The sequence below is a fragment of the Sphingobium sp. B8D3A genome, from assembly GCF_025961995.1.
Classification (GTDB): Bacteria; Pseudomonadota; Alphaproteobacteria; order Sphingomonadales; family Sphingomonadaceae; genus Sphingobium.
This window is the reverse complement of the sequence record NZ_JAOQOS010000001.1, coordinates 1,537,105-1,557,564: the sequence shown is the minus strand read 5'-3', so window position 1 is coordinate 1,557,564 and position 20,460 is coordinate 1,537,105. Positions and strand designations below refer to the sequence as shown.

The following is a 20,460-nucleotide window of genomic DNA, read 5'->3' as shown; positions in this document are numbered from 1 at the left end:
TTTACGGTAATTTACCTTTACCGCGATCCCCGGCCTCTCGCCAATAGGCAATGGCGCGCGCCTCGACGCTGACGCGCGGCGGCGCCTCGTCATCGCACAGCGGATCATCGAACGCGACGTGCGGTACGCAGCGGGCGACCCCGTCCCGGCTGTCATGCGTCTTGAAGATGATCGCCTCGTCCGTCGTCATATCGGGAAACCACAGCCAGCGATGCGCCGGATCGTGCGCGACGACATAGCCTTCGAAGCTCCAGTCGCCCGAGGGACTGTCGAAAATCGCATCGGCCAGCAGCAGTTCCTGGCCGGTGACCGACCGCGCATCGCAGATCGCCAGCGGCACATCCTGCGGGGCGGGCGAAAGAACGCGCCAGACATTGTAATGCGCGGCCCGAACAATGTCCCCCTCTGCGGGCTGACGTTGCGCCGAAAAACCCCGCGCCGTCGCGTCGCTGACATCGACATGGGCAAAGCGCGCGGGATGGCTATTATCGCTGCTGCCGGCCTTGCCGGAACGTTCCGAAAAGCGCAGGATCGGCGGACCGGTGACGATCACCACATCCGCCCCCGTCTCGCGCAGCAGCAGCGCTTCGATCTCCTCGGCATAGGCCGGAAAATTGGCCTTGTCGGCAAAGTCGGTGACCGCCGTGGGCGCGTCAACCAGCGCCACGCCGGCCGTGTCGAGGCCGAGCACCTCATGCCGTCCGTCGCTGGCGGCCATGCCGTGCTCTTCGATCACCACCGTGTCCCGGCTGTGATCGTTCGCATAATAACGCGGCCGTTCGTCGGTGCGTGCGACATAGTTGATCGTCACAGAGGGCCGATCAGCCCGAATTCTGGTCATCCACTCCTCCGTTCCGCCCGGGGTGTGCCTTTGTCAGGCCCGGATCAATGCTGCTTTCGTGCGATGAACTTTGCCGTCAGCGCGGCTCGAACGCAACGGATGTCCTGATGGCATGGAATATTGGGGGCAGACAGCCCAAAGGGGCGCGCGTCACTCGGCGTCGCGGAAGCGGATCAGCCCTTCCTGCGCCACGCTGGCCACCAGACGACCGTCCCGCGCGTAAAAATGCCCGCGCGCGAAGCCCCGTCCATGCCCCGCCCAGGGACTGTCCGTGACGTAAAGCAGCCAGTCGCCGCACTCCACATCGTCGTGGAACCAGACGCTGTGATCGATACTGGCACTGGCCACCCCGGGGCTGCCGATGTGCAGGCCGTGCGGCCGGTAGGCCGTCGCAAGCAGCAGCATGTCGCTGATGAACCCCAGCATCGCCCGCTGCATGGGCTGCTCAAGGCCGAGCGGCCCCTCCCCCACGCGCATCCAGCACAGCTGCGGCGCGGCATCGTGCATCTTGATGATGCCGGACTGGATATCGCCCACCGGACGGAAGCGCACCGGGCTGTTGCGCCCGGCAATCCAGCGCAGCACCGGACCGGCCGGGAGTTCATGCTGCTCGATGAGATCGCCGAGATCCTTGAGATCATCGGGGTCCGGCACCGGCGGCATGTCGCTCTGGTGCGCCGGACCGCGCTCAGGCTTATGGAAGGAAGCGATCATGTTGAAGATCGGCTTCTCCTGCTGCCAGGCTACGATCCGCCGGTTCGAGAAGGCGCGGCCATCCATGTCCGCATCCACCTGATAGTCGATAGGGTAGTCCTCACTGCCCGGTCGCATGAAATAGCAGTGCAGCGAATGCACGGGCCGGTCCGCCGCCACCGTCTTGGCCGCGGCCGCCAGCGCCTGGCCGACCACCTGCCCGCCATAGACGCGCCCTGCCCCGCCGGGCTTGCGATGGCCGAGGAAATGCCCGGGCTCTCCCGCCGGCTCGACATCGAGTAGGCGGATAAGCCCTGCGGTGAGCATGGACATGGGCGTGGCGTCGCTCGACATGAAGAGCATATCCCATTCTGTTTCAATCGATTCACCGGTGGGAATGCCCGGATTTCGCGCCCCAAGGCAAGCGCTGGACGGCGCCCCGCCCATGCCGTAGCGTCGTTTCATGACAGAACTCTTCGCCTTCAAGCTGTTGCGCCCCGAGGAATGGTCGGCATGGCGCGACTCAGGTGTTTTTACCGGCGCGCCGGTCGATCTGGCCGATGGCTACATCCACCTTTCCGCCCGCGAACAGGTGCGGGAAACGGCAGCCAAATGGTTTGCCGATATCGATCCGGCCATCCTCGTCATGGTCGATCTGCCGCCGCTGGGCGACACCCTGCGCTGGGAAGTTTCGCGCGGCGGCGCTCTGTTCCCGCACGTCTATGGGCCGATCCCGATGAGCGCGGTTGCCGGTCACAGCAAGCTGCGGCTAGGGGCGGACGGGAAACATGCATTCCCGGCAGGATTTGAAGGACCATGACCCATCAGGTGCACATCATCGGCGGCGGCCTTGCCGGCAGCGAGGCGGCGTGGCAGCTCGCCCAGGCCGGCGTGCGCGTACGCCTCTCCGAGATGCGGGGCAGCGGAGAGCAGACCCCTGCGCATGAGACCGATGCACTGGCCGAGATGGTCTGCTCCAACAGCTTCCGTTCGGACGATGCCAACAGCAATGCCGTCGGCCTGCTCCATCAGGAAATGCGCGCGCTCGGCTCGCTCATCATGGCGCAGGCGGACAAGTGCAAGCTGCCAGCGGGCTCCGCGCTGGCGGTGGACCGGGACATTTTCGCGCAGGGCGTGACCGCTGCTATCGAAGCGCATCCGCTGATCGAGCTGGTGCGCGAGCGCGTTGATGGCATTCCGGCGGAGGGCCCGACGATCATTGCCACCGGCCCGCTCACCGCCGCGCCCTTGGCCGAGGCGATCGCGCGGACGACCGGCAAGGACCAACTCGCCTTCTTCGACGCGATCGCGCCCATCGTCCATGGCGACAGCATCGACATGTCGATCGCGTGGAAAGCGAGCCGCTGGGACAAGGGCTCGCCCGACGGCGACGGCAAGGATTATATCAACTGCCCCATGGACAAGGATCAGTACGACGCCTTCGTCCAGGGTCTGCTCGATGGTCCCAAGACCGAGTTCAAGCAGTGGGAGAAGGACACGCCTTACTTCGATGGCTGTATGCCGATTGAGGTGATGGCCGAGCGCGGGCGGGAGACGCTGCGCCACGGGCCGATGAAGCCGGTCGGTCTCGATAATCCCCGCACGGGCCGCTGGCCCTATGCCGTCGTGCAGCTGCGGCAGGACAATGCGCTAGGCACACTGTGGAACATGGTCGGCTTCCAGACGAAACTCAAATATGAGGCGCAAGTCGCTCTGTTCAGGACGATTCCCGCGCTTGAGAACGCACAGTTCGCGCGGCTGGGCGGGCTGCATCGCAACACCTTCATCAAGAGCCCGGAGTTGTTGGACGATCGCCTGCGCCTGCGTGCCATGCCGCATGTGCGCTTTGCCGGGCAGATCACTGGCTGCGAGGGCTATGTGGAAAGCGCCGCCGTCGGCCTGCTCGCTGGCCTGTTCTGCGCAGCGGAGCTGAGCGGACGTGACATGCCCCTTCCCCCACCGCAGACCGCGCTGGGCGCCCTGCTCGGCCACATCACCGGCGGCGCCGATGCGGAGAGCTACCAGCCGATGAACGTCAACTTCGGCCTCTTCCCGCCCATCGAGGACGAGAGCGTGCGCAAGAAGCAACGCAAACAGGCCTACACCGACCGGGCGCGAGAAGCGCTGGCGGGGTGGAAGGCCGGCCTCCATGCCGATGCAATGCCGGTAATGTGACAAAAGACGGCGCGACTGCAGCCTTAGGCCTCGCACACCTGCGCGCGGAGAGTGAGGCGCATCGGCTGGATGCGGCAGTGGATGCGCTTGTCGGGGAGTGGCAGGCCGTCATTCCGGCGCTGGATGCCGATGTGCGGGCGATTGCGGCGCGGGTCGCGCGGATCGATGATCGGTTGCGCGCGGAGACGGCCGCGGTGCTCAAGGCGTCGGGGCTATCCGATAATGAGTTTCGTCTGCTGGCGGGCCTGATGCGCATCGGCGCGCCGTATCGCGCGGCGCCGACCGACCTCGCCGGGCGCTATGTGCCGGTGACCTCGGGCGGGCTGACCGGGCTGGCGCGGCGGCTGGAGCAGCGCGGCCTGATCCGCCGCGTCTCACATGCCAGCGACCAGCGCTCGCTGCTCATCGAACTCACGCCCGACGGCATCGCGCTGGCCGGGCGGACCATGACCGCCTTTACGGCGACGGAACAGCGCCTGATGGGTAGCCTTTCGCTGGCAGACCGGCAGCGCTGCAACGCGATCCTGCGCAAGCTGCTCCATTCGATCGAGGCCGCGCTGCCCTGAACGTGGGCGGCGCGGCGCCGGTCAGGCGTCGGCGAGTTCGACCACCGGGATGGCATCGACGGCCACCGCGCCATCGCCTGCATTCGCGAGACGGACATGACGCACCCAGGCGGGATCTTCCTGCGGGAAATCGGTGCGCCCATGGCCGCTGCGCGTCTCCTCGCGGGCGAGCTTGGCCGTCGCCACCAGTTCGGCGGTGAGCGCGAGATTGCGCAGTTCCTCGGCGGCGACCAGATCGGACTGATCGATATCGGTCGCAGCGATGCGCTGGATCTCCTGAAATTTGGCGATGGCATCGGTCAACTGGGTGCGGTTGGACACCACGCCGACCTGCGCCCACATGATCTCGCGCACCCTCTCGAACAGGGCGACAGGATCCTGCGCGCCCGTGCTGCGCGCCAGCCGCGCTGCCTCGGCCTCCACCGCAGCGGGATCGAGCGCGGGCAAGTCAGTCGTCTTCGCCCGCTGGGCCGCGCTCTGCCCGGCGATTCGGCCGAAGGTCTGCGTCTCCAGGAAGCCGCAGCCCTGCATCCGGTCGCCGCCATGAATGCCCCCGGACGCCTCGCCCGCTGCATATAGGCCCGGCACCGCCGTCGCAGCGGTCACATCGATGCGCGCGCCGCCCATCAGGCGCTGGAACATGAGGGTGATCTCCACGATCTGCCCGCCTTCATAATTGCCGACCGGCGCGCGGGAGCGGGCGACCTGCCCGTCCTCGACATGCCAGACCACCGGCCCGCGCCCCTCGAAATTCTCGGTATAGACGGCGCGTGCCATCATGTAGCGCGGGGCGCATTCCATATTCTCGGGATCATATTTCTCCATGATCCGCTCGCCGAGCGAATTCACGTAAGCGGCGCCGTAGATCGGCCCGGCGGGCGGCGAATCGCGGAACTGGACGAACTCCATGTCGATCAGCGACGCGCCGGCATGGAACGCCAGGCTGTAGGAATCACCCGTGGTGCGGCTGCCATGCTCGACCACTTCGTCGCAAAGCTTCGTGTAGAGCCGGTTCACCCCGCCCGAGGCCAGCACGACGGCCTTGGTGCGGATGATGAAATGCTCGCCATCCGGGCCGACCGCATATGCCCCAATGACGGCGCCATCGCTGAGCAGCAGGCGCGTGATCATGGTTCCTTCCTGCAGTGTCACGCCGGCATCGATCAGGCCAGTGCGCATGGGCGCAATGACATTGGCGTGCTTGCCCTTGCCCAGGCCCTGCGCCTGCAAGGTCCGGCGCACGGAATGGCCGGCGCGGCGGGAGATGAACCAGCTCCCATCGGCATTGCGGATGAAGGGCACGCCGCGCTTTTCCATATCCTCGGCCAGAAAGCGCCCATGCTCTGCGCATTGCGCCACCAGATCGCGGTCGCAAATGCCGCCGCTGGCCTTCGCCCAATCCTCGACGAACAGCGCGGAGCTATCCGCCTCATCCAGCAGCGGCACGCTGAAGCCGACCAGCGCGTGCGGGCTCGAGCCGCTATCGCCGACCGTGCCCTTGTCCACCAGCATCACGGCCACGCCCGCCGCCGCGGCCTCCAACGCCGCGCGCGTCGCCGCGGAGCCGCCGCCGATCACCAGAACATCCGTCACCATTTCGCGGGCCACTGCGCATCTCCTAAAACCATCATGGGGGCACCGAGCGCAGCAATGGCGCGCGCGGTGAGTTGCCCTGAGGGTATTTTCACCCCCGCCGCCTGTCAATATATCTTAGCACTAAGATAATTCTGGCCTATGACGAGCGGATGGAAAGCATGATAGAGACTGCCGGTCGTGACTGAAAAACAACCCCTCCCCGATGGCACCATCATCGTTGAACTGGCCCGCTCCGGCCTGGAACTCACAGTGGCGCCGGGCCAGTCGATCCTCGAGGCGGTGCGCGAGGCCGGTGTTCCGGCCAGCTCAAGCTGCGAGCAGGGCACCTGCGGCGCCTGCGCAACGGAAGTGCTCGCGGGGACGCCCGAGCATTTCGACGCGGTGCTGACACCGCAGGAGAAGCGCGAGGGCAAGATGATGATGATCTGCTGCTCCGGCGCGCTGACCGAGCGGCTGGTGCTGGACCTTTGATGAGTGACCAACCGGGCGACTTGCCGGATGACAGCGGATAACTCGTATGGTATACATAATCGTCTACCAATGATTCAGGAGAGGTTTGCTGCGTCCGCCTCCTGGTCCTGTTGCGGGAGCCCCGGTTGCCGCGATCAAAATATTGATGGAGTGGTGAGTGCTCTCGATCCTGAAAAACACCTGGTACGCCGCAGCCTATTCCCATGAACTCGGCGAAGGCACGCTGGCCCGCACGCTGATCGACCAGAAGGCCGTGCTGTTCCGCGACAGCCATGGCGAGGCGGCGATGATCCTCAATCGCTGTCCGCACCGCTTTGCGCCGCTCTCCGCCGGCCGGATCATCGATGACACGCTGGAATGCCCCTATCACGGGCTGCGCTTTAACCGGGATGGCGAATGCGTGCTCAATCCGCACAGCAAGACCAAGGCCGGCCTGCCCGCCGCGAACATTCGCGCCTGGCCGCTGCTGGAGCGCTACGGCATCATCTGGTTCTGGCCCGGCGACCCCGCAAAGGCGGACCCGGCGCTGCTGCCGGTCATCGATTTCCTCGAACAGCCCGATGACTATGCCGTGGTGCGCGGGCTGTTGCACGTGAAGGGTCATTACGAGCTGGTGGTGGATAATCTCCTCGACCTCAGCCACGCAGCCTTTATCCACCCGCAGTTCAGCGGGGGCAATTACACGCCAGAGCAATTGCTCGCCGCCACCACGCAGCGGTTGGAGCGTGGCGATCGCTGGATCACCAATCATCGCATCCGCAGCGGCCTTGGCCCCTCCTCGGCGCATGTCGGCCTGTTCGGCATGGACCCCAAGGTTGTGGTGGAGACCGACACCACCATGACCTGGCATCCGCCGGCGATGCTGGACTTCAAGCTCGGCAGTTGGGAGGTCGGTCAGCCGCGCGAGAGCGGAGCGCATATTCCGCAGCTCCATATCATCACGCCGGAGACCGAGTTCACCTCGCATTATTTCTTCGTCAACGGCCGCAATCGCCGTCGCGATGAGCCGGAGGTCGACCAAGCCCTGCTCGATTTCTTCGACATGGCTTTCCGCCAGCAGGACGAGCCGATGATCGAGATGGTTCAGGAGAATATGGGCGCGGTCAGCGACATCATTGAGTTGAACCCGATCCTGCTTGCGACGGATACGGCGCCGGTCTCCGCGCGCCGCATGTTGGCCGATCTCATCGCCCGCGAACGCGCCGAGGAGACCTCCGCTTCCCTGAATGCTCCACGCGCACCCGCGGAGATGGCACACTGAGGCCCTCGCGCACCCACAGGTCAAATATTAGAAAGCGCGCGACCACATGGCATTGACGACGCCAGATTAGTATACTATTTTTTATATTGTTTGCTGCCTAACCGAAGCTTCCAACAGAAGAAAGCGGGGTTGGACCAGCCGCTGCCTGTCCTGCGAGTCTCGCGACACACTGGATCGGGCGCCTGAGGGGAGACGGTCTTCAATGCGCATGCTGCTATCTGCAATCGCCCTGGCCCTGGCCGGCCTCACGCTGGGCATGCCGGCGCGCGCGGCAGAGCCGGAAAAGATCGTCGACTCAAGCTGGACCGATGTCGGCAAGACCGGTTACGCCACCAAGCGTCTCGTCCTCGCCTCCGCCTGCCCGGAAGCCTGCCCCTGGGGCGAACTGGGCGAATTCGTGCGCGATGCGATGGCGCCGGAGGGCTATGAGATCATCCTCTGCCGCAATTGCAACCGCACCGAAGGGCCGCGTCTGGTGGGCAAGGCCGCCCTGCCCCCGCCGCTGAAGGAAGGCGATGTACGCCACGGCACGACCCAGCGAATCAACGCCCCCATCGACTTTGGCATCACCGAGGCATCGATGATGAGCTGGGCCTATCGCGGCCAATATATCTACGCCAAGGACGGTCCCTATCCCGCCCTGCGCCTCATCGCGCGCATCGAGGACCCGACCTATCTGCTGGTCGCGGTCAAGCCGGAACTCGGCATCAAGAGCCTCGCCGAAATCCGTGCTCGCAAGCTGCCGGTGCGCATTCTCACCGATGGCCAGCCGAGCGAGGCGCCCGTGCTCGCTTATTACGGCCTCGACAAGGCGACCGTGGAGAGTTGGGGTGGCTCAATCCAGAGCCCGCACGACGTGACGGCGGAGACCCCATTCGACGTCGTCATCTCCAGCCTCGCCAGCCCGGCGAACAACCCTGAGTCCTCGTTCTGGACGACGCTGACCGTCGCGCACAAACTCCACTTCCTCGATCTGCCGGACGATCTGCTCGACAAGATGGTCAAGGAGGCGGACATGGTCCGCACCACCGCCCGCTGGGGCGTGCTGCGCGGCGTGGATCGCACGATCAAGACAGTCGGACGGTCCGGCGAAGTCGTGTTCGGTCGCGCCGATATGCCAGACGACATCGCCTATGCCGCCGCACGCGGCATCGACCGGGCACGCGGTGAGCTCAAATGGTTCGTGCGGCCCTATTCCATCGATCCGCGCACGGTCGGCGACGGCAAGGGGGTTCCGCTGCATCCCGGCGCCGCGCGCTATTATCGGGAGATGGGCTACATCGACTGAGCGGGCGGCTCGCAAGCCCCGGACATGACCCGCGTATGACACCACCAACGACACAGGTCGAACGACCCCAAGGCGCTCGCCAGCAGAAAGAAGCACCATGCCCTCGTCACCCAAGCCGCTGACCACTGGCTTCATCGTTCCGGCCGCGCTGAGCGGCGCCATCGGCCTCTATCTGGCGTTCGGCAAGTTCGACACGTTCATGTTCTTCGGCTTCCCGATCCTTGCCGGTATCGTGGGCGCGCTGATCCTGCGGCGGTTGGACCCGAAGCGTACGACGGCGGACCATGTGACCGATGCGATGCGCATCTATTTCGGCCTGCATCTCATCTGGTCATCCTCGCGCTACTGGCTCACCGACATGCAGCCAGTCGTGCCCCACCCCATCGGCGGACCGTTCATTCAGTCGCTGCTCGATATGGGCCTCTTCCCGGGCATCAAGGCCATGGAGGGCCTTGTCGGCATCGTGTTGCTGACCAACCGGTTCGTGCCGTTGATGCTGGTGCTGCAGGTGCCGACCAGCTTCACGATCTTCTACCTCAACGCCATCGTCGTCGGCCTGCCGCGCCAGCTCATCACAGGACCGCTGGAGATCGGCGTGAACTGCGCGCTGCTGCTGGCCTATTTCCGCTATTACCAGCCGTTCCTGACCGCGCTCGCCTATGCCGCGCCGCCGCGCTTCATGGCCGAGAGCGCCCTCGACACGCAGGAGCCGCCCCGCTCCCTTTGACACCATCCGCCGTGAGCGCGCGACAGCAGAATCGTCCCCGGCCACAGACCAACGCCTGACACGGAGAGAGAGCAGCATGGCATCCTTCACCCCAGCAGCCGGCACGGCACTGCCAGCCGAGCCCAGCGGCGCGGCGTCAGCTGTGGTATCGCATGATCTGGGCACGGCCATCGACAATGCGGCCTGGAGCCCGTTCCAGAAGCTGTTGCTCGGCTGCTTCGCGCTGGTCTTCGCGGTCGACGGGCTGGCCAACCAGTCTCTCGGCATCGTGCTGCCGGCGCTGATTGCGGATTGGGGCATTCCCCGTGGAGCGTTCGCGCCGGTGACGGCCGCCAATCTGGCCGGCGTCGCACTGGGCTCGATCATCGGCGGGATCATGGGCGACCGGATCGGCCGCCGCTGGGCCTTGATCGTCGCCATCCTGCTGTTCGGCCTGATGACGGTGGCCGGTGGCTTCACGCATGACGCCACGCAATTGCTGCTCGTGCGCTTCCTCGATGGCCTCGGCATCGGCGCGGCGATCCCCAACGGCGCCGCACTTATTTCCGAATTCACGCCGGAAAAGCGCCGGGGCCGCGCCATTGCCATCGGCATGGTGTTCATTCCCATTGGCGGCATCATCGCCGGCGGGCTCGGCGCCTCGGTGCTGGAGATGTTCGGATGGCGGACCCTGTTCTTCGTCGCAGGCGCCCTGCCAATCCTGCTGGCCCTCGCCTTCATCGTCTTCCTGCCGGAATCGCCCAGCTTCCTGCTGCGCGCCGGCCGGCATGAAGATCTGGCGCGGCTGCTCAAGCGGTGCCGTATCTCGCATGACCCGGCCCATCGCTTCGATGCACCGCCGCCAGCCAGCACGGTTATCGCGCCGCTGCGGCTGCTGCTCTCGCCGGCGCTGCGCCACCAGACCCTGCTGCTCTGGGGCGGGTTCTTCACCTGCCTGATGGCCTCCTACACCATCTTCAGCTGGGTCCCGACGATGCTGAGCACGCTAGGCTTCGATCTCACCATGACCAGCCTCGGCATCACCACCTTCCATATGGGCGGGGTGGTCGGCGCGCTGTTCAGCGGCATCCTGCTCGATCGTACCGGCTTCAGCCGCGCGCATATGGGCCTGGCGGGTGCCGCTGCCCTCCTCGCAGGCGTACTCGCCGTGCTGCTCGGCAGTGATGTGGTCTCGGCGCTCATCATCCTGCCCGTGATGGTCGCGCTCGGCTTCTGCATGGCGGGGCTTCACAACACGCTCTACACCCTGGCTGCCACGGCCTACCCAACGGCAGCGCGGGCAACCGGCGTGGGCGTCGCCTCCGCCACCGGGCGGCTGGGCGCGGTGCTCAGCTCGTTCACCGGCGTCATTTCGCTCGATCTGGGCGGCTCCTTTGCATTCTTCGCCGTCGTTGCCGTGCTGCTCGCCCTGTGCGGTCTGGCCGGATTTGCCGCCCGCGCCCGCCCCTCGGCCAGTGCGGCCTGAACGGAGATTCCCATGAAGACGATCCCTCTGCTGCGCCGTAGCGCGCTTGCCGCACTCCTCCTCGCCGGAACTGCCGCCCCGCTGGCCGCCGACACCGGCGCCGCGCCGCAGGTGACGATTCGTCAGGGCGCGCTGAAAGGCGCGGAGGCGGACGGCGTGCGCAAATTCCTCAACATCCCGTTCGGCGCGTCGACCGCGGGCGAGCGACGCTGGAAAGCACCGGTCGCGGCCTCCGGTTGGAGCGGCCTGCGCGATGCAACGCAGTTCGGCCCGATCTGCCCGCAATGGCGCCCGCCGGTCGACCAGCGGCCGATGAGCGAGGACTGTCTTTCCGTAAATGTCTGGACGCCAGCCGAACACAAAGGCCCGCTCCCGGTGATGGTGTGGATCTATGGCGGCGGCTTTCTGGGCGGCTCCAACCGCGAACCAGCCTATGACGGCACTGCGCTTGCGAAAATGGGTGTGGTGCTGGTGACGCTCAATTACCGCGTCGGCCCGCTCGGCTTCATGGCGCATCCGGGTCTTACCGCCGAAGCGCCTTACAAGGCCTCGGGCAATTACGGCATTCTCGACCAGATCGAGGGGCTGAAATGGGTGCGCGACAATATCGCGGCCTTTGGCGGCGATCCGGGCAACGTCACCGTGTTCGGCGAATCCGCCGGCAGCACCGCGATCAGCATCCTGCAGGCTTCGCCGCTGGCCAAGGGATTGTTCCACCGCGCGATCGGCGAGAGCACGTCCCAGTTCGATCCCGATGGTGGCCTCGTCGGCCGCAAGGACATGCGCGAGGCGGAGGCTTATGGTGCCGACTTCGGCCGCAAGCTCGGCGGCGAAACAGTCGCGCAGCTCCGCGCGCTGCCGATGGACGCGTTCACCAAGGAACTGGCCTTCTTCTGGCCCACCGAGCGTGACGGCTATGTGCTGCCGGACATCGTCTACAACATCTTCGCGGCGGGCAAGCAGAACGACGTGCCCACGCTGGTGGGTTCCAACTCCATGGAGGGATCGAACATCCGCAAGGATTGGGTGCAGCGGTCGGACGCGAATGGCGTGGCTTACGACCGGATTTACGGGGCATCCAAGGATCAATTGGGCCAATCTTCGACCGATGCGGTCCAATGGCAGATGCGCAGCTGGGCCAAGCTTCAAGCCAAGACCGGTAAGTCGGGCGCGTGGCTCTACTGGTTTGATCAGCCCTGGCCCGGCAAGCCGGAAATGGGCGCCTTCCATTCAGCGGAGATCGTCTATGTCTTCCGCAACCTGCAGGTCGAGGATCAGCCGTGGACGCCTGAGGATCACAAGCTCTCGGACCTTGTCTCGCATTATTGGGTGAACTTCGCGCGCACCGGCAATCCCAACGGCCCCGGCCTGCCGGAATGGCCGCGCTATGACGATGCCCAGCCCAAGCTGATGCGCCTCTCCCCGCAGCCGGCCGTCATCGGCACCCCGCGCGCAGAGGCGCAAGCCTTTCTCGACAGCTATTTCGATGCGCGACGCTAGCGACGCCGCGCCCGGCGGCGGCGCCGGATCGGGTCAGATGACCACAAAGGATGCGGCTGTGATCGACTGCGGCTTGTTGAGCAGGATCGCGAAATCGATCAGCTCGTTCGCTTCGTCGCGGTAACTGAGCGTTCCGCTACCGGTATCGTAAATGACGAACAGGTCGGGATCCGCAGACTGGGTCGAGTAACCGAAGTGACCGCTCAGATCGCTGAGGTTGCTGAGCCGGTCAAAAATGCTCTTGTCGAGCGCGATGACGTCCCCTGCGCTGACGGAAAAGTCGCTAATTCGGTCGACATTGCTCGCCCCCAGCGCGGTGTTGAAGACGAACTGATCGGCTGCGCCGCCCCCGGTCAGCAGGTTAGAGACATGGTTGCCGATGATCGTGTCGCGGCCTCCCCCGCCGACCGCATTTTCGATCACCGCACCCGCCGCGATCGTATATCCTCCGGTTATCGCAAGATTCCGCGACACATAGAAGGTGGGGTCGACGCCGGCCGTGAGCGGATAGGCATTGAGGTTGATGACGCAGTTGAGCGAACTGCCCGCATTGCTGATCGTGTCCACGCCCCCCGCATCCCAGATGCATGCCCAGCCCGTACCCGACTTGCTAGCGGTGGGCAGCGTATAGACGTCATTACCGGTTCGGTATGAGAGATTGGCGCCATAGATCGCCTGTATCGCAGCTACATCGAAGACCATCGGCGTCTTCGACAAGCCCCATGCGTAACTGGTTGGCGGCGCCTTCACATCCCAGCCGAAATTGTAGGACATGATCGTCCAGATGCCTTGATTCAGGTCCAGCGTCCCGAGCGCATAGGCATCATTGGCCGCTACGCCCGGAAATTGGGTCTGCGTCACGCCGTTGATGGTATCCGTGAAGGGGTGACCCAGACCAAGGGCATGGCCAAGTTCATGCACCAGCGTGTCGAACGCGAGGCCCCCTTCGCTCAGATTCTGCCAATAGGATATCTCATAGTTGAAGCGGCCGACCTGCGTGGCATTATATCCGCCGAAGGGAATGGTAAAGTCGGCCAGAATTCCAGGCTCTGTCCAGGTCGAAGCGGGCGATTTTTCGAGAGCGATATTCGCGCCGCCCACCGCTTCGCCATAGTCATCCGTCTCCTGAAAGTCCAAATTCGCGATATTCTCGTAAAGAGCCAATGCGAATCGCACGGCGCTCTTCTCACTTTCCGACCAGGCAGACGCGCCCGAGCCGGCGGAGAAAGAGTAAGTGATGATGCCGCCGGACCAGCCGGCCTCGCCGATAATCAGGGCGTCGACATACTCACTGCCATAGCCGGAGGCCGCGACATCGTTGGTCGTGTAGGCTTGTGCATTGATCTGCAGCGGAACGGTGGTGCTTGAAAGATTACCCGCGTCATCGCTGACGGTGGCCGTAAATGCCTCCGCCCCGATGCCGAATGACACGATGTCCGCGTGCGTGAGATTCAGGGACCATGCCCCGGCGGCATCCACCGTCACCACCCGCTGCTCAGAGGCCCCGAAGGTGACGACGACCTTGCTGCCGGCTGTGCCTGTTCCGTGCAGACTGGTCGCGCCCTGCTGAAGTACAGAAGCGCCAGCCACCGGGCTCGTCACGAGGTTGATGATCGCCCCCGTCGACGGGTTGATCGAACTCGCGATCGGATCAAAAAAGCCCGATATCACGGGCGCCACCGGCGGCGTGGAATCGATGGTCAGGACAGTCTCATTGTGCCCGGCTTCGGACAGGTTACCTGCCGCATCGCGCTGCCGGACCTGAACCTGCTCGGCCGCATAGGTTCCCGCAGCAAGGCTGAAGGTCTCCCCCTCGCCCTTGAGCCAGGTCTGTCCGCCGTCGATACTGTATGTCCAGGATGCTCCCGCCTCCAGAAGCGTGACGAGAATATGGCCGTCATTGGTCAGGCCGTCCGTCTGAGATGTCCCGTTATCGTTGGCCAGCGATAGCCGGGGCGCAACGGGCGCGACCAAATCGACGAACACGCTCGGATCAAAGCCGGCGAGATCCGCTAGAGCGACGTTGGCATCCGCCTTCACCCCCTGGCCGGCCACCTGCGAGCGCACAGCCCCATCGGCGAACACCAGCAGATCGTTGAGCGTGCCGCCGCTGGATGCCACGACGACCGTCTCGACGTGCCCGCCTGCGGTGCGGGTGAGCGTCAGGCGCGCGCCGGTGAGGGTCTTGGTGTAGTCGGCCCATTGTCCCCGGAAGTAAATCACATCCACTCCGCCGCCGAGCGAGGCAGCGTCGATCGTGGTTCCCTCGGCGACGTACACCCTATCGACACCGGCACTGCCGAGGATCTGGAACGCAACGCCCGGCTTCGAAGCGGAGACGGTCTCACCAGCAGGGTTGAAGCATCCGATCTTCACTATGGCGTCCAGAACCGCACCGGGCGCCGCCGCGCCTTGAGGGGCCAGTGAGGTTTCGCCCGTCGGCACTGGAACCGCCGTTCCGTCTGCAACATGCGTGTAGAGGGCGTTCACGCTCACGCTGCCATCTGAAAACACCAGCACATCGGGTGCGGTCGTCGCGTTGGCGCCTGCCACATGGACCGTCTCCACTTTACCGTCCACCGTGCGCGTCAGGATCAGCGTCGCGTTATTGCGACTCAGCGTGTAATCGGAGAGCTGACCTTCGACATAAATGCGGTCCGCTCCGCCTCCTGTATTCAGAACATAGTTCGCCCCGGGGCGGACAAAAACAGCATCGATCAATGAGGAGCCGAGAAACTGGATGTCCTGACCATCCAACGCCAATCCACCATATGTCACAATGAAATCGATAAACGCGAGGCCATCACCTCCGTTCTTCATCATGATGTATTTAGAGGTCGTCATTGAAATCCAGGTCGGTTAAGATCGTTATATTAAATTAACAATCGTTAAATAAAATTTTTGATTTATACTTCGACTTCAGCTCTATCGGACGCACCGAATTCCGCAAAATTGCAGAGACAGTCATTTACATACATTGACTCTACATGTCAGGAAATATACCATTATTTCCGTCGCGCTTGTCAATAAGCGCAATCCACCGCCACGCTAAGGGTGGGTTGCGGCGCTTTCGGAAAGCGGCAGGAAGCTGATTAGCGGGGTGTCATCGTCAGATCGGCGAACCAAGCTGCCGCGATGGGCTCCAGCACCGGCGACCCAGCTTGTTCTACAGGTCGCGCTCCGCCAGCCAGCGGGCAATGAAATCGGCGATCAGATGATTGTTGGTCTCGGTCGGGAAGCCATGGGTGTTGCCCACGAAGCCATGCGCGTCGAGCGGGACGAGATCGACCGAGACGCCCGCCTTCTCCAGAAACTGCGCGGTGCAGTGATCGTAACCGGCATGATAGGATGCGCCGCCGACCAGCACGATCACCGGCACCTGCGCCAGATTGACCAGCCGCGGCATTTTGCCCGCCACCGTCCAGCAGCCCACCTTGTGGCCATCCTCCGGCGGCAGTTGGGTGAGCGGCCCGAAGTCACGCAGTTCCGTGACCGGCGGATCGAAGCGCAGGCCAGCATAAGTGATGCCGAAGGGCCGCGCGACCGGATCGCCCGGCGCGCCCATGGGCGGGGCGTTGTAAAAAGGCGGGCCATTCGGTTCGGCGGCGACGATGGCTTTGACGAGGCCGGGCCGGGCATCGGCGATCTGCCAGCCTGTCGTCCCCGCCCGCGAATGGGTGACGAGAATGGCGGGGCCGATCCTGTCCAGCAGCGCGGCGCCCGCCTCCCGGTCCAGCCGGTCGACATAGAGGCTGACCGCCAGGGCATCGCCGGGCGCGCCGAAGGGCACCTCGATGGTCGATTGGCGCGCGCGACGCATGTAGGCGGTGGCCGGGTCGTCAGGGGCGTTTGTGCCGGGCAGATGCGCCGGCTTGTTGGTCGGCGGAGGCGGCGCCGCCTGCCCTTCCCGCGCGGGCAAGCCAGCGGGGGGCATCAGCTTGCGCCCATCGACTGCCTCATAATGCGGCGAGCGGCCGAGCGTCGGGCGATCGACCACATAGACGGCATAGCCCTTGCGCAGAAACAGCGTCGCCCAGCCCTCGCGGCCGTCCGGCGTGCTCCAGAAGCTCGCGCCGCTGGATGCGCCGCCATGGAAGAATACCAAGGGATAGGGGTGCGTCTGCTGCGCCGGGATCTGATATTCGACGTACATGGCGCCGGCGATCACAGGCCCGTCCGGCGTCTGCGCCTCATACCCGCCGACGAAGAAATTGCCCTGCCGCGCAATGACGAGCGGCTGCGTTGCAGGGTTGCTCTGCTGCGCGGGCGCGACAGAAAGCGGCAGCGCCGCCAGTAGACAGGCGAGCAGTGGCAGGCGGATGGACGTCATACCCGCTCAGCGCCGAAGATAGACAGTGAGGTAGGTGATGCCGATGGCCGCCGCTACGCCCACCAGCGCGGCAAGGCCGTGTCGCGCAGGCGCCATGCGCGAGCCCTGCGCGGCGGTTGAACCGCCGGGCGGGCCTGCGCTCCACGCCAGCATCGGGCGGTAGCGGTGGAGATAGCCGAAAGACATGGCCGCGTTCAGCCCGATAATGATCGCCGCCACACCCATGCCGAACGGGCGGCCATGCGATGCCGTGACAAAGGCAATCATCAATGTGATCGGCCAGGCGGCCACAACCGCCAGCGCCGCGAACAGATCGAGCAGCAGGGCCAGGCCAATGGTGACTTCCAGCGCCTTGACCAGCGCCATCACCCCGGACTCTGCCAGTGCGGGCACGAGACCCGGCCCCGGCTGGATCGACCGGTCCAGATAGAATTCCAGCCAGTAGTTCAGCCCGTGGAACAGGAACCAGCCGCCATAGAGAAACTGGCAGGCATAGACGACACTGCCGAAGGTCGTGCGTTCGCCGGTCGGCGAAGCGACTTTGCTGGGTGCCATGGCGGATCGCCTCCGGTGCAACTGACGGACCGGACGAAGCCCTTGGGCTTCGTCCGGGCGCCCCCCTCAGCCGTTAGAACTTCTTCGAGAGCTGGAACGAGATGTACCGGCCCATCGAGCTGGAGTAGCTGGAGTCGAACCGGATCGGCGTGGCGCCGCCCGCATTGACCACCAGCGGCGGATCGGCATCGAACACGTTGAGCACGTTCAGCGATGCCGCCAGACCATTGGTGATCATCGATCCGGTTTCGCCGAAATTGTAGCGCAGGCTGAGGTCCACCGTCGTGATCGGATCGATGTTCTGATACTGATCGGGCACGGCTGCCGGCAGGAAGTCGCGCGTGATCGTGCGCGAATTCACATAGTTGAGGAACACGGTGCCGGAGAAGCCGCCGATGTCCACGCCCGCTTCCACCTTACCGGTGAAGCGCGCCGGATAGCCAAAGTGGTTCACCTCATCCTTGAGCGCAACGCCGGGAACCGGCGAGGTCTTGTAGTGCAGCACATAGTTGGCCCGCGCGCCGAAGCGGAAATCGATGCCATTGCCATAGAGTGTATAGTCGAGCGAGACGTCGAAGCCGTCCGTCTCCACCACGCCGCTGTTATTGCGGCGCGCGTCGACAATTGCGATGACGGTCGTCGGATCGACCAGACCCAGCACCGGCAATTGCGGATCGGCCGTGATCTGGTTCCAGTAAGCGACATACTGGGCCAGCGTCTGGTTGGTCTTGTTCGGGAAGTAGACCGGGTTGAACACGATGAAATCGTCATAGGCGCCCGAGTTCAGCACCGCACCGATGGGGGCGTTGTAGGCGGCCGTGTCGACCTTATCCTTGTAGACGATATTGTAGTAGGTCAGGCTGAAGTTGAAGCCCTTGGCCAGCTCCGGCGTCAGGTCCATGCCCAGCGACCAGGTGGTGGCTGTCTCCGGCTTCAGGTCCGGATTGCCGCCAATCGGATAGACATATTGGAACGAGCCCGCAGCGGGCGACAGGCCGACGGCCGAGCCGCTGCCGGTGCGCGGCAGGAAGCCGGCGGTGGCATATTTGTTGACGTCGACCAGCGAGGGCGCGCGGAAGGATGTGCCGTAGCTGCCACGGAACTGGATGCCCGACGCCGGGGCGTAGGTCACACCGAAGCGCGGATTGGTCGTCGAGCCGACGTCGCTATAGCGATCGTAGCGGACGGCGGCGTTGAACTCGAGCTTCTCCAGGCCCGGCCGAGCATTGTCGGGGCCGAACAGCGGCACATAGGCTTCTGCGTAGACCGAACGCACGTCGCGCTCGTTCGAGGTCGGCACGCCGGCGAAGGTATCGACATTCGCAGTGCGCGTGTTGGAGAGCTGGCCGTTGCCGAACAGATAGTCGAAGCGGATCTCACCGCCGACCGAGACGCGAACGTCACCGCCCGGCAGGCGGAAGAGTGAGCCGCCGATATTGGCCGAGCCGCCATAGCTGCGATTGAACACTTCAAGTTCCGTTTGCGCGCGGAAGAGCGCCAGAGTCGCCTCGGAATTACAATCGAACTGCTGCCCGTCGCAGAACGGGTTGAAGAACGGCACGCTCGCCGGCTTGGTGGTGCCCGCCACGGTGGCGCCCAGCGCCCGATTGAGGCCGTTGGTATTGAGCTGGTTGGTCGCCAGGCTGTAGCCCTTGTTCTCGCTGTAATAAGCGGTGACGTTGGCGTTCCAGTCGTTGCTCAGCTTCATTTCCAGCCCGCCAGAGAGCGACCAGATCTGCTCATAGCCGGTGATCGTGAGCGGACCCAGATCCTCGAGGAAGCTGTAAGGCACGGTCAGCGTGCCATTGGCCGGGCAATTGAGCGTGGCGCTATCGTCCACCTTGGCGGGCGCGCACGGGCTGAACGGGTTCGTGTTCGGCACCGAAAGCGTCGCCGTCGAGGCAATGCCACGGTTGGTGAGTTCACGCCGCGAGAACAGGCCGTCGGCCACGAACGTCACGTTATCGTCGAAATCCTGGCGGAAGGTGCCGACCACCGTATGGCGCTTGCCGGACGGAATGGCATCGGCGCCGATCCATGCATTCTCGCGATTGGGCGTCGCCGTCAGCTTGCCCAGCGTCACGTTCGTGCCATTCTGCCCGGCGGGAATACCATAGAAGCTCGACCCGAACTGAACGTTGCCCGGATTGGTGAGCACCGGGTTGGGCGCGCCGCCATAAGGCGAGAGGTCGCTGTTATACAGGTTCGGCCGGTCGGCGGCTTCCAGCGCGGTGCGGTTCTGATACTCGTAGGCGAGGAAGAAGCCGCCGCTGGACCAGCGCCGCCCGAAGGCGACCGAGCCGATATACTCCTCGACGGAGTCGGCAAAACCGGCGCGGGCCTGCACCTCGAACACATTGTCCGGCCGGCGCATGATGAAGTTGACGACACCGCCGACCGCATCCGACCCATAAATGGCGGAGCCGCCGTCCGCGACCACTTCGATGCGCTCCAGCGCGATGGCGGGGATGTTATCGGCATCGAAGAGCTGGCCATTGGCGCCCTGCGGGGCGACACGGTGGCCGTTCACCAGGCTGAGCGTCGAGGCCGTGCCCAGACCGCGCAGGTTGATCGACTTGGCGGCGAAGGAATTGAGCGAGGTGTTCTGGATGATCGATCCGCCCTGCTGCTCGTTATTGCCGCCGAAGTTGACGATCTGGGGGAGCTTGCGCAGGGCATCGTTGGTGGTGCTGACGCCGAGCTTCTCGATCTCCTCGCGACCGACCGGGATGACCGGCGAACCGACCGGCGCGACGCCCTTGATGCGCGTGCCGGTCACGATAATCGCGGCATCCGCGGCATCCGTAGAGCTGCCCTGCTGGGGCGATGCATCCTGCTGCGCTATGGCGGGCACTGCGCCGAGCGCCGCCAACACCAGAGCCGAAGCGGAGACCGCCAGTTTCAGACCCGTCCGTTCGCGGACAGAAAAATTCCGTGCCTTCATCTCATCTCCCTCCCCTTGCTCCCGATCATGGCCGGGATGCCTGAGCGA

General features: G+C 64.6%; 16 protein-coding genes. 9 read left to right on the top strand and 7 right to left on the bottom strand.

Annotated features, from left to right (window positions below):
- Position 1 precedes the first annotated feature (1 nt).
- Both M2342_RS07095 and M2342_RS07090 read right to left on the bottom strand, forming a co-directional pair.
- The gene (locus M2342_RS07095; RefSeq protein WP_264578575.1) at positions 2-841 is read right to left on the bottom strand and encodes a CmcJ/NvfI family oxidoreductase; all 840 of its coding nucleotides are present in this window, start codon (positions 839-841) and stop codon (positions 2-4) included.
- A gap of 150 nt (positions 842-991) precedes the next feature.
- Positions 992-1,999, bottom strand: a complete 1,008-nt coding sequence (locus tag M2342_RS07090; protein ID WP_264578574.1) for an acyl-CoA thioesterase — start codon at positions 1,997-1,999, stop codon at positions 992-994.
- On the opposite strand from M2342_RS07090, the gene M2342_RS07085 reads away from it, so the two are divergent.
- Genes M2342_RS07085 through M2342_RS07075 form a run of 3 tightly spaced genes read left to right on the top strand, consistent with a single transcriptional unit; the run spans position 1,998 to position 4,275 of the window.
- Positions 1,998-2,354 carry a DUF952 domain-containing protein gene (locus tag M2342_RS07085; protein ID WP_264578573.1) on the top strand — a complete coding sequence of 119 codons (357 nt, stop codon included), beginning with the start codon at positions 1,998-2,000 and terminating at the stop codon, positions 2,352-2,354. The two genes, M2342_RS07090 and M2342_RS07085, sit on opposite strands and share 2 nt — an antisense overlap.
- The gene (gene trmFO, locus M2342_RS07080) at positions 2,351-3,709 is read left to right on the top strand and encodes a methylenetetrahydrofolate--tRNA-(uracil(54)-C(5))-methyltransferase (FADH(2)-oxidizing) TrmFO (protein WP_264578572.1); all 1,359 of its coding nucleotides are present in this window, start codon (positions 2,351-2,353) and stop codon (positions 3,707-3,709) included. The genes M2342_RS07085 and trmFO overlap by 4 nt, the downstream gene beginning before the upstream one ends.
- The gene (locus M2342_RS07075) at positions 3,706-4,275 is read left to right on the top strand and encodes a MarR family winged helix-turn-helix transcriptional regulator (protein WP_264578571.1); all 570 of its coding nucleotides are present in this window, start codon (positions 3,706-3,708) and stop codon (positions 4,273-4,275) included. The genes trmFO and M2342_RS07075 overlap by 4 nt, the downstream gene beginning before the upstream one ends.
- 21 nt (positions 4,276-4,296) lie before the next feature.
- Here M2342_RS07075 and M2342_RS07070 read toward each other — a convergent pair whose 3' ends face one another.
- A complete protein-coding gene (locus tag M2342_RS07070) occupies positions 4,297-5,883 on the bottom strand; it encodes an FAD-binding protein (protein WP_264578570.1) in 1,587 nt (528 codons plus the stop codon).
- 165 nt (positions 5,884-6,048) lie between these two features.
- Between M2342_RS07070 and M2342_RS07065 the strand changes: the two genes are divergently transcribed.
- The 6 genes from M2342_RS07065 (at position 6,049) to M2342_RS07040 (ending at position 12,583) form a co-directional block, all read left to right on the top strand.
- Positions 6,049-6,342, top strand: a complete 294-nt coding sequence (locus tag M2342_RS07065) for a 2Fe-2S iron-sulfur cluster binding domain-containing protein (protein ID WP_264570766.1) — start codon at positions 6,049-6,051, stop codon at positions 6,340-6,342.
- A 157-nt stretch (positions 6,343-6,499) separates the two neighbouring features.
- On the top strand, positions 6,500-7,603 hold the full coding sequence (locus M2342_RS07060) for an aromatic ring-hydroxylating dioxygenase subunit alpha (protein ID WP_264578569.1): 1,104 nt from the start codon (positions 6,500-6,502) through the stop codon (positions 7,601-7,603).
- Between the two features lie 202 nt (positions 7,604-7,805).
- Positions 7,806-8,891: a TAXI family TRAP transporter solute-binding subunit gene (locus M2342_RS07055; RefSeq protein ID WP_264578568.1), complete on the top strand. Its 1,086-nt coding sequence runs from the start codon at positions 7,806-7,808 to the stop codon at positions 8,889-8,891.
- Between the two features lie 97 nt (positions 8,892-8,988).
- Positions 8,989-9,618, top strand: coding sequence for a dipeptidyl peptidase 3 (locus M2342_RS07050; protein WP_264578567.1), 630 nt, complete (start codon positions 8,989-8,991; stop codon positions 9,616-9,618).
- Positions 9,619-9,694: 76 nt separating this feature from the next.
- Entirely contained in the window at positions 9,695-11,083 is a 1,389-nt protein-coding gene (locus tag M2342_RS07045; RefSeq protein ID WP_264570770.1) for an MFS transporter, read from the top strand.
- A gap of 12 nt (positions 11,084-11,095) precedes the next feature.
- Entirely contained in the window at positions 11,096-12,583 is a 1,488-nt protein-coding gene (locus M2342_RS07040) for a carboxylesterase/lipase family protein (protein ID WP_264578566.1), read from the top strand.
- Between the two features lie 33 nt (positions 12,584-12,616).
- Here the strand turns inward: M2342_RS07040 and M2342_RS07035 are convergent, their stop codons facing one another.
- The 4 genes from M2342_RS07035 to M2342_RS07020 all read right to left on the bottom strand — a co-directional run bounded on the left by M2342_RS07035 (position 12,617) and on the right by M2342_RS07020 (position 20,412).
- Positions 12,617-15,406, bottom strand: coding sequence for a M10 family metallopeptidase C-terminal domain-containing protein (locus M2342_RS07035; RefSeq protein ID WP_264578565.1), 2,790 nt, complete (start codon positions 15,404-15,406; stop codon positions 12,617-12,619).
- A gap of 343 nt (positions 15,407-15,749) precedes the next feature.
- On the bottom strand, positions 15,750-16,913 hold the full coding sequence (locus M2342_RS07030) for a hypothetical protein (RefSeq protein ID WP_264578564.1): 1,164 nt from the start codon (positions 16,911-16,913) through the stop codon (positions 15,750-15,752).
- A gap of 6 nt (positions 16,914-16,919) precedes the next feature.
- A complete protein-coding gene (locus M2342_RS07025; RefSeq protein WP_264578563.1) occupies positions 16,920-17,468 on the bottom strand; it encodes a hypothetical protein in 549 nt (182 codons plus the stop codon).
- 73 nt (positions 17,469-17,541) lie between these two features.
- Entirely contained in the window at positions 17,542-20,412 is a 2,871-nt protein-coding gene (locus tag M2342_RS07020) for a TonB-dependent receptor plug domain-containing protein (RefSeq protein ID WP_264578562.1), read from the bottom strand.
- Positions 20,413-20,460 lie beyond the last annotated feature (48 nt).

Coding starts and splice junctions, on each gene's coding strand:
- M2342_RS07090 (WP_264578574.1), bottom strand. CDS start 1,999: ATGAAACGACGCTACGGCATGGGCGGGGCGCCGTCCAGCGCTTGCCTT.
- M2342_RS07050 (WP_264578567.1), top strand. CDS start 8,989: ATGCCCTCGTCACCCAAGCCGCTGACCACTGGCTTCATCGTTCCGGCC.
- M2342_RS07055 (WP_264578568.1), top strand. CDS start 7,806: ATGCGCATGCTGCTATCTGCAATCGCCCTGGCCCTGGCCGGCCTCACG.
- M2342_RS07040 (WP_264578566.1), top strand. CDS start 11,096: ATGAAGACGATCCCTCTGCTGCGCCGTAGCGCGCTTGCCGCACTCCTC.
- M2342_RS07095 (WP_264578575.1), bottom strand. CDS start 841: ATGACCAGAATTCGGGCTGATCGGCCCTCTGTGACGATCAACTATGTC.
- M2342_RS07020 (WP_264578562.1), bottom strand. CDS start 20,412: ATGAAGGCACGGAATTTTTCTGTCCGCGAACGGACGGGTCTGAAACTG.
- M2342_RS07030 (WP_264578564.1), bottom strand. CDS start 16,913: ATGACGTCCATCCGCCTGCCACTGCTCGCCTGTCTACTGGCGGCGCTG.
- M2342_RS07085 (WP_264578573.1), top strand. CDS start 1,998: ATGACAGAACTCTTCGCCTTCAAGCTGTTGCGCCCCGAGGAATGGTCG.
- M2342_RS07035 (WP_264578565.1), bottom strand. CDS start 15,406: ATGATGAAGAACGGAGGTGATGGCCTCGCGTTTATCGATTTCATTGTG.
- trmFO (WP_264578572.1), top strand. CDS start 2,351: ATGACCCATCAGGTGCACATCATCGGCGGCGGCCTTGCCGGCAGCGAG.
- M2342_RS07025 (WP_264578563.1), bottom strand. CDS start 17,468: ATGGCACCCAGCAAAGTCGCTTCGCCGACCGGCGAACGCACGACCTTC.
- M2342_RS07045 (WP_264570770.1), top strand. CDS start 9,695: ATGGCATCCTTCACCCCAGCAGCCGGCACGGCACTGCCAGCCGAGCCC.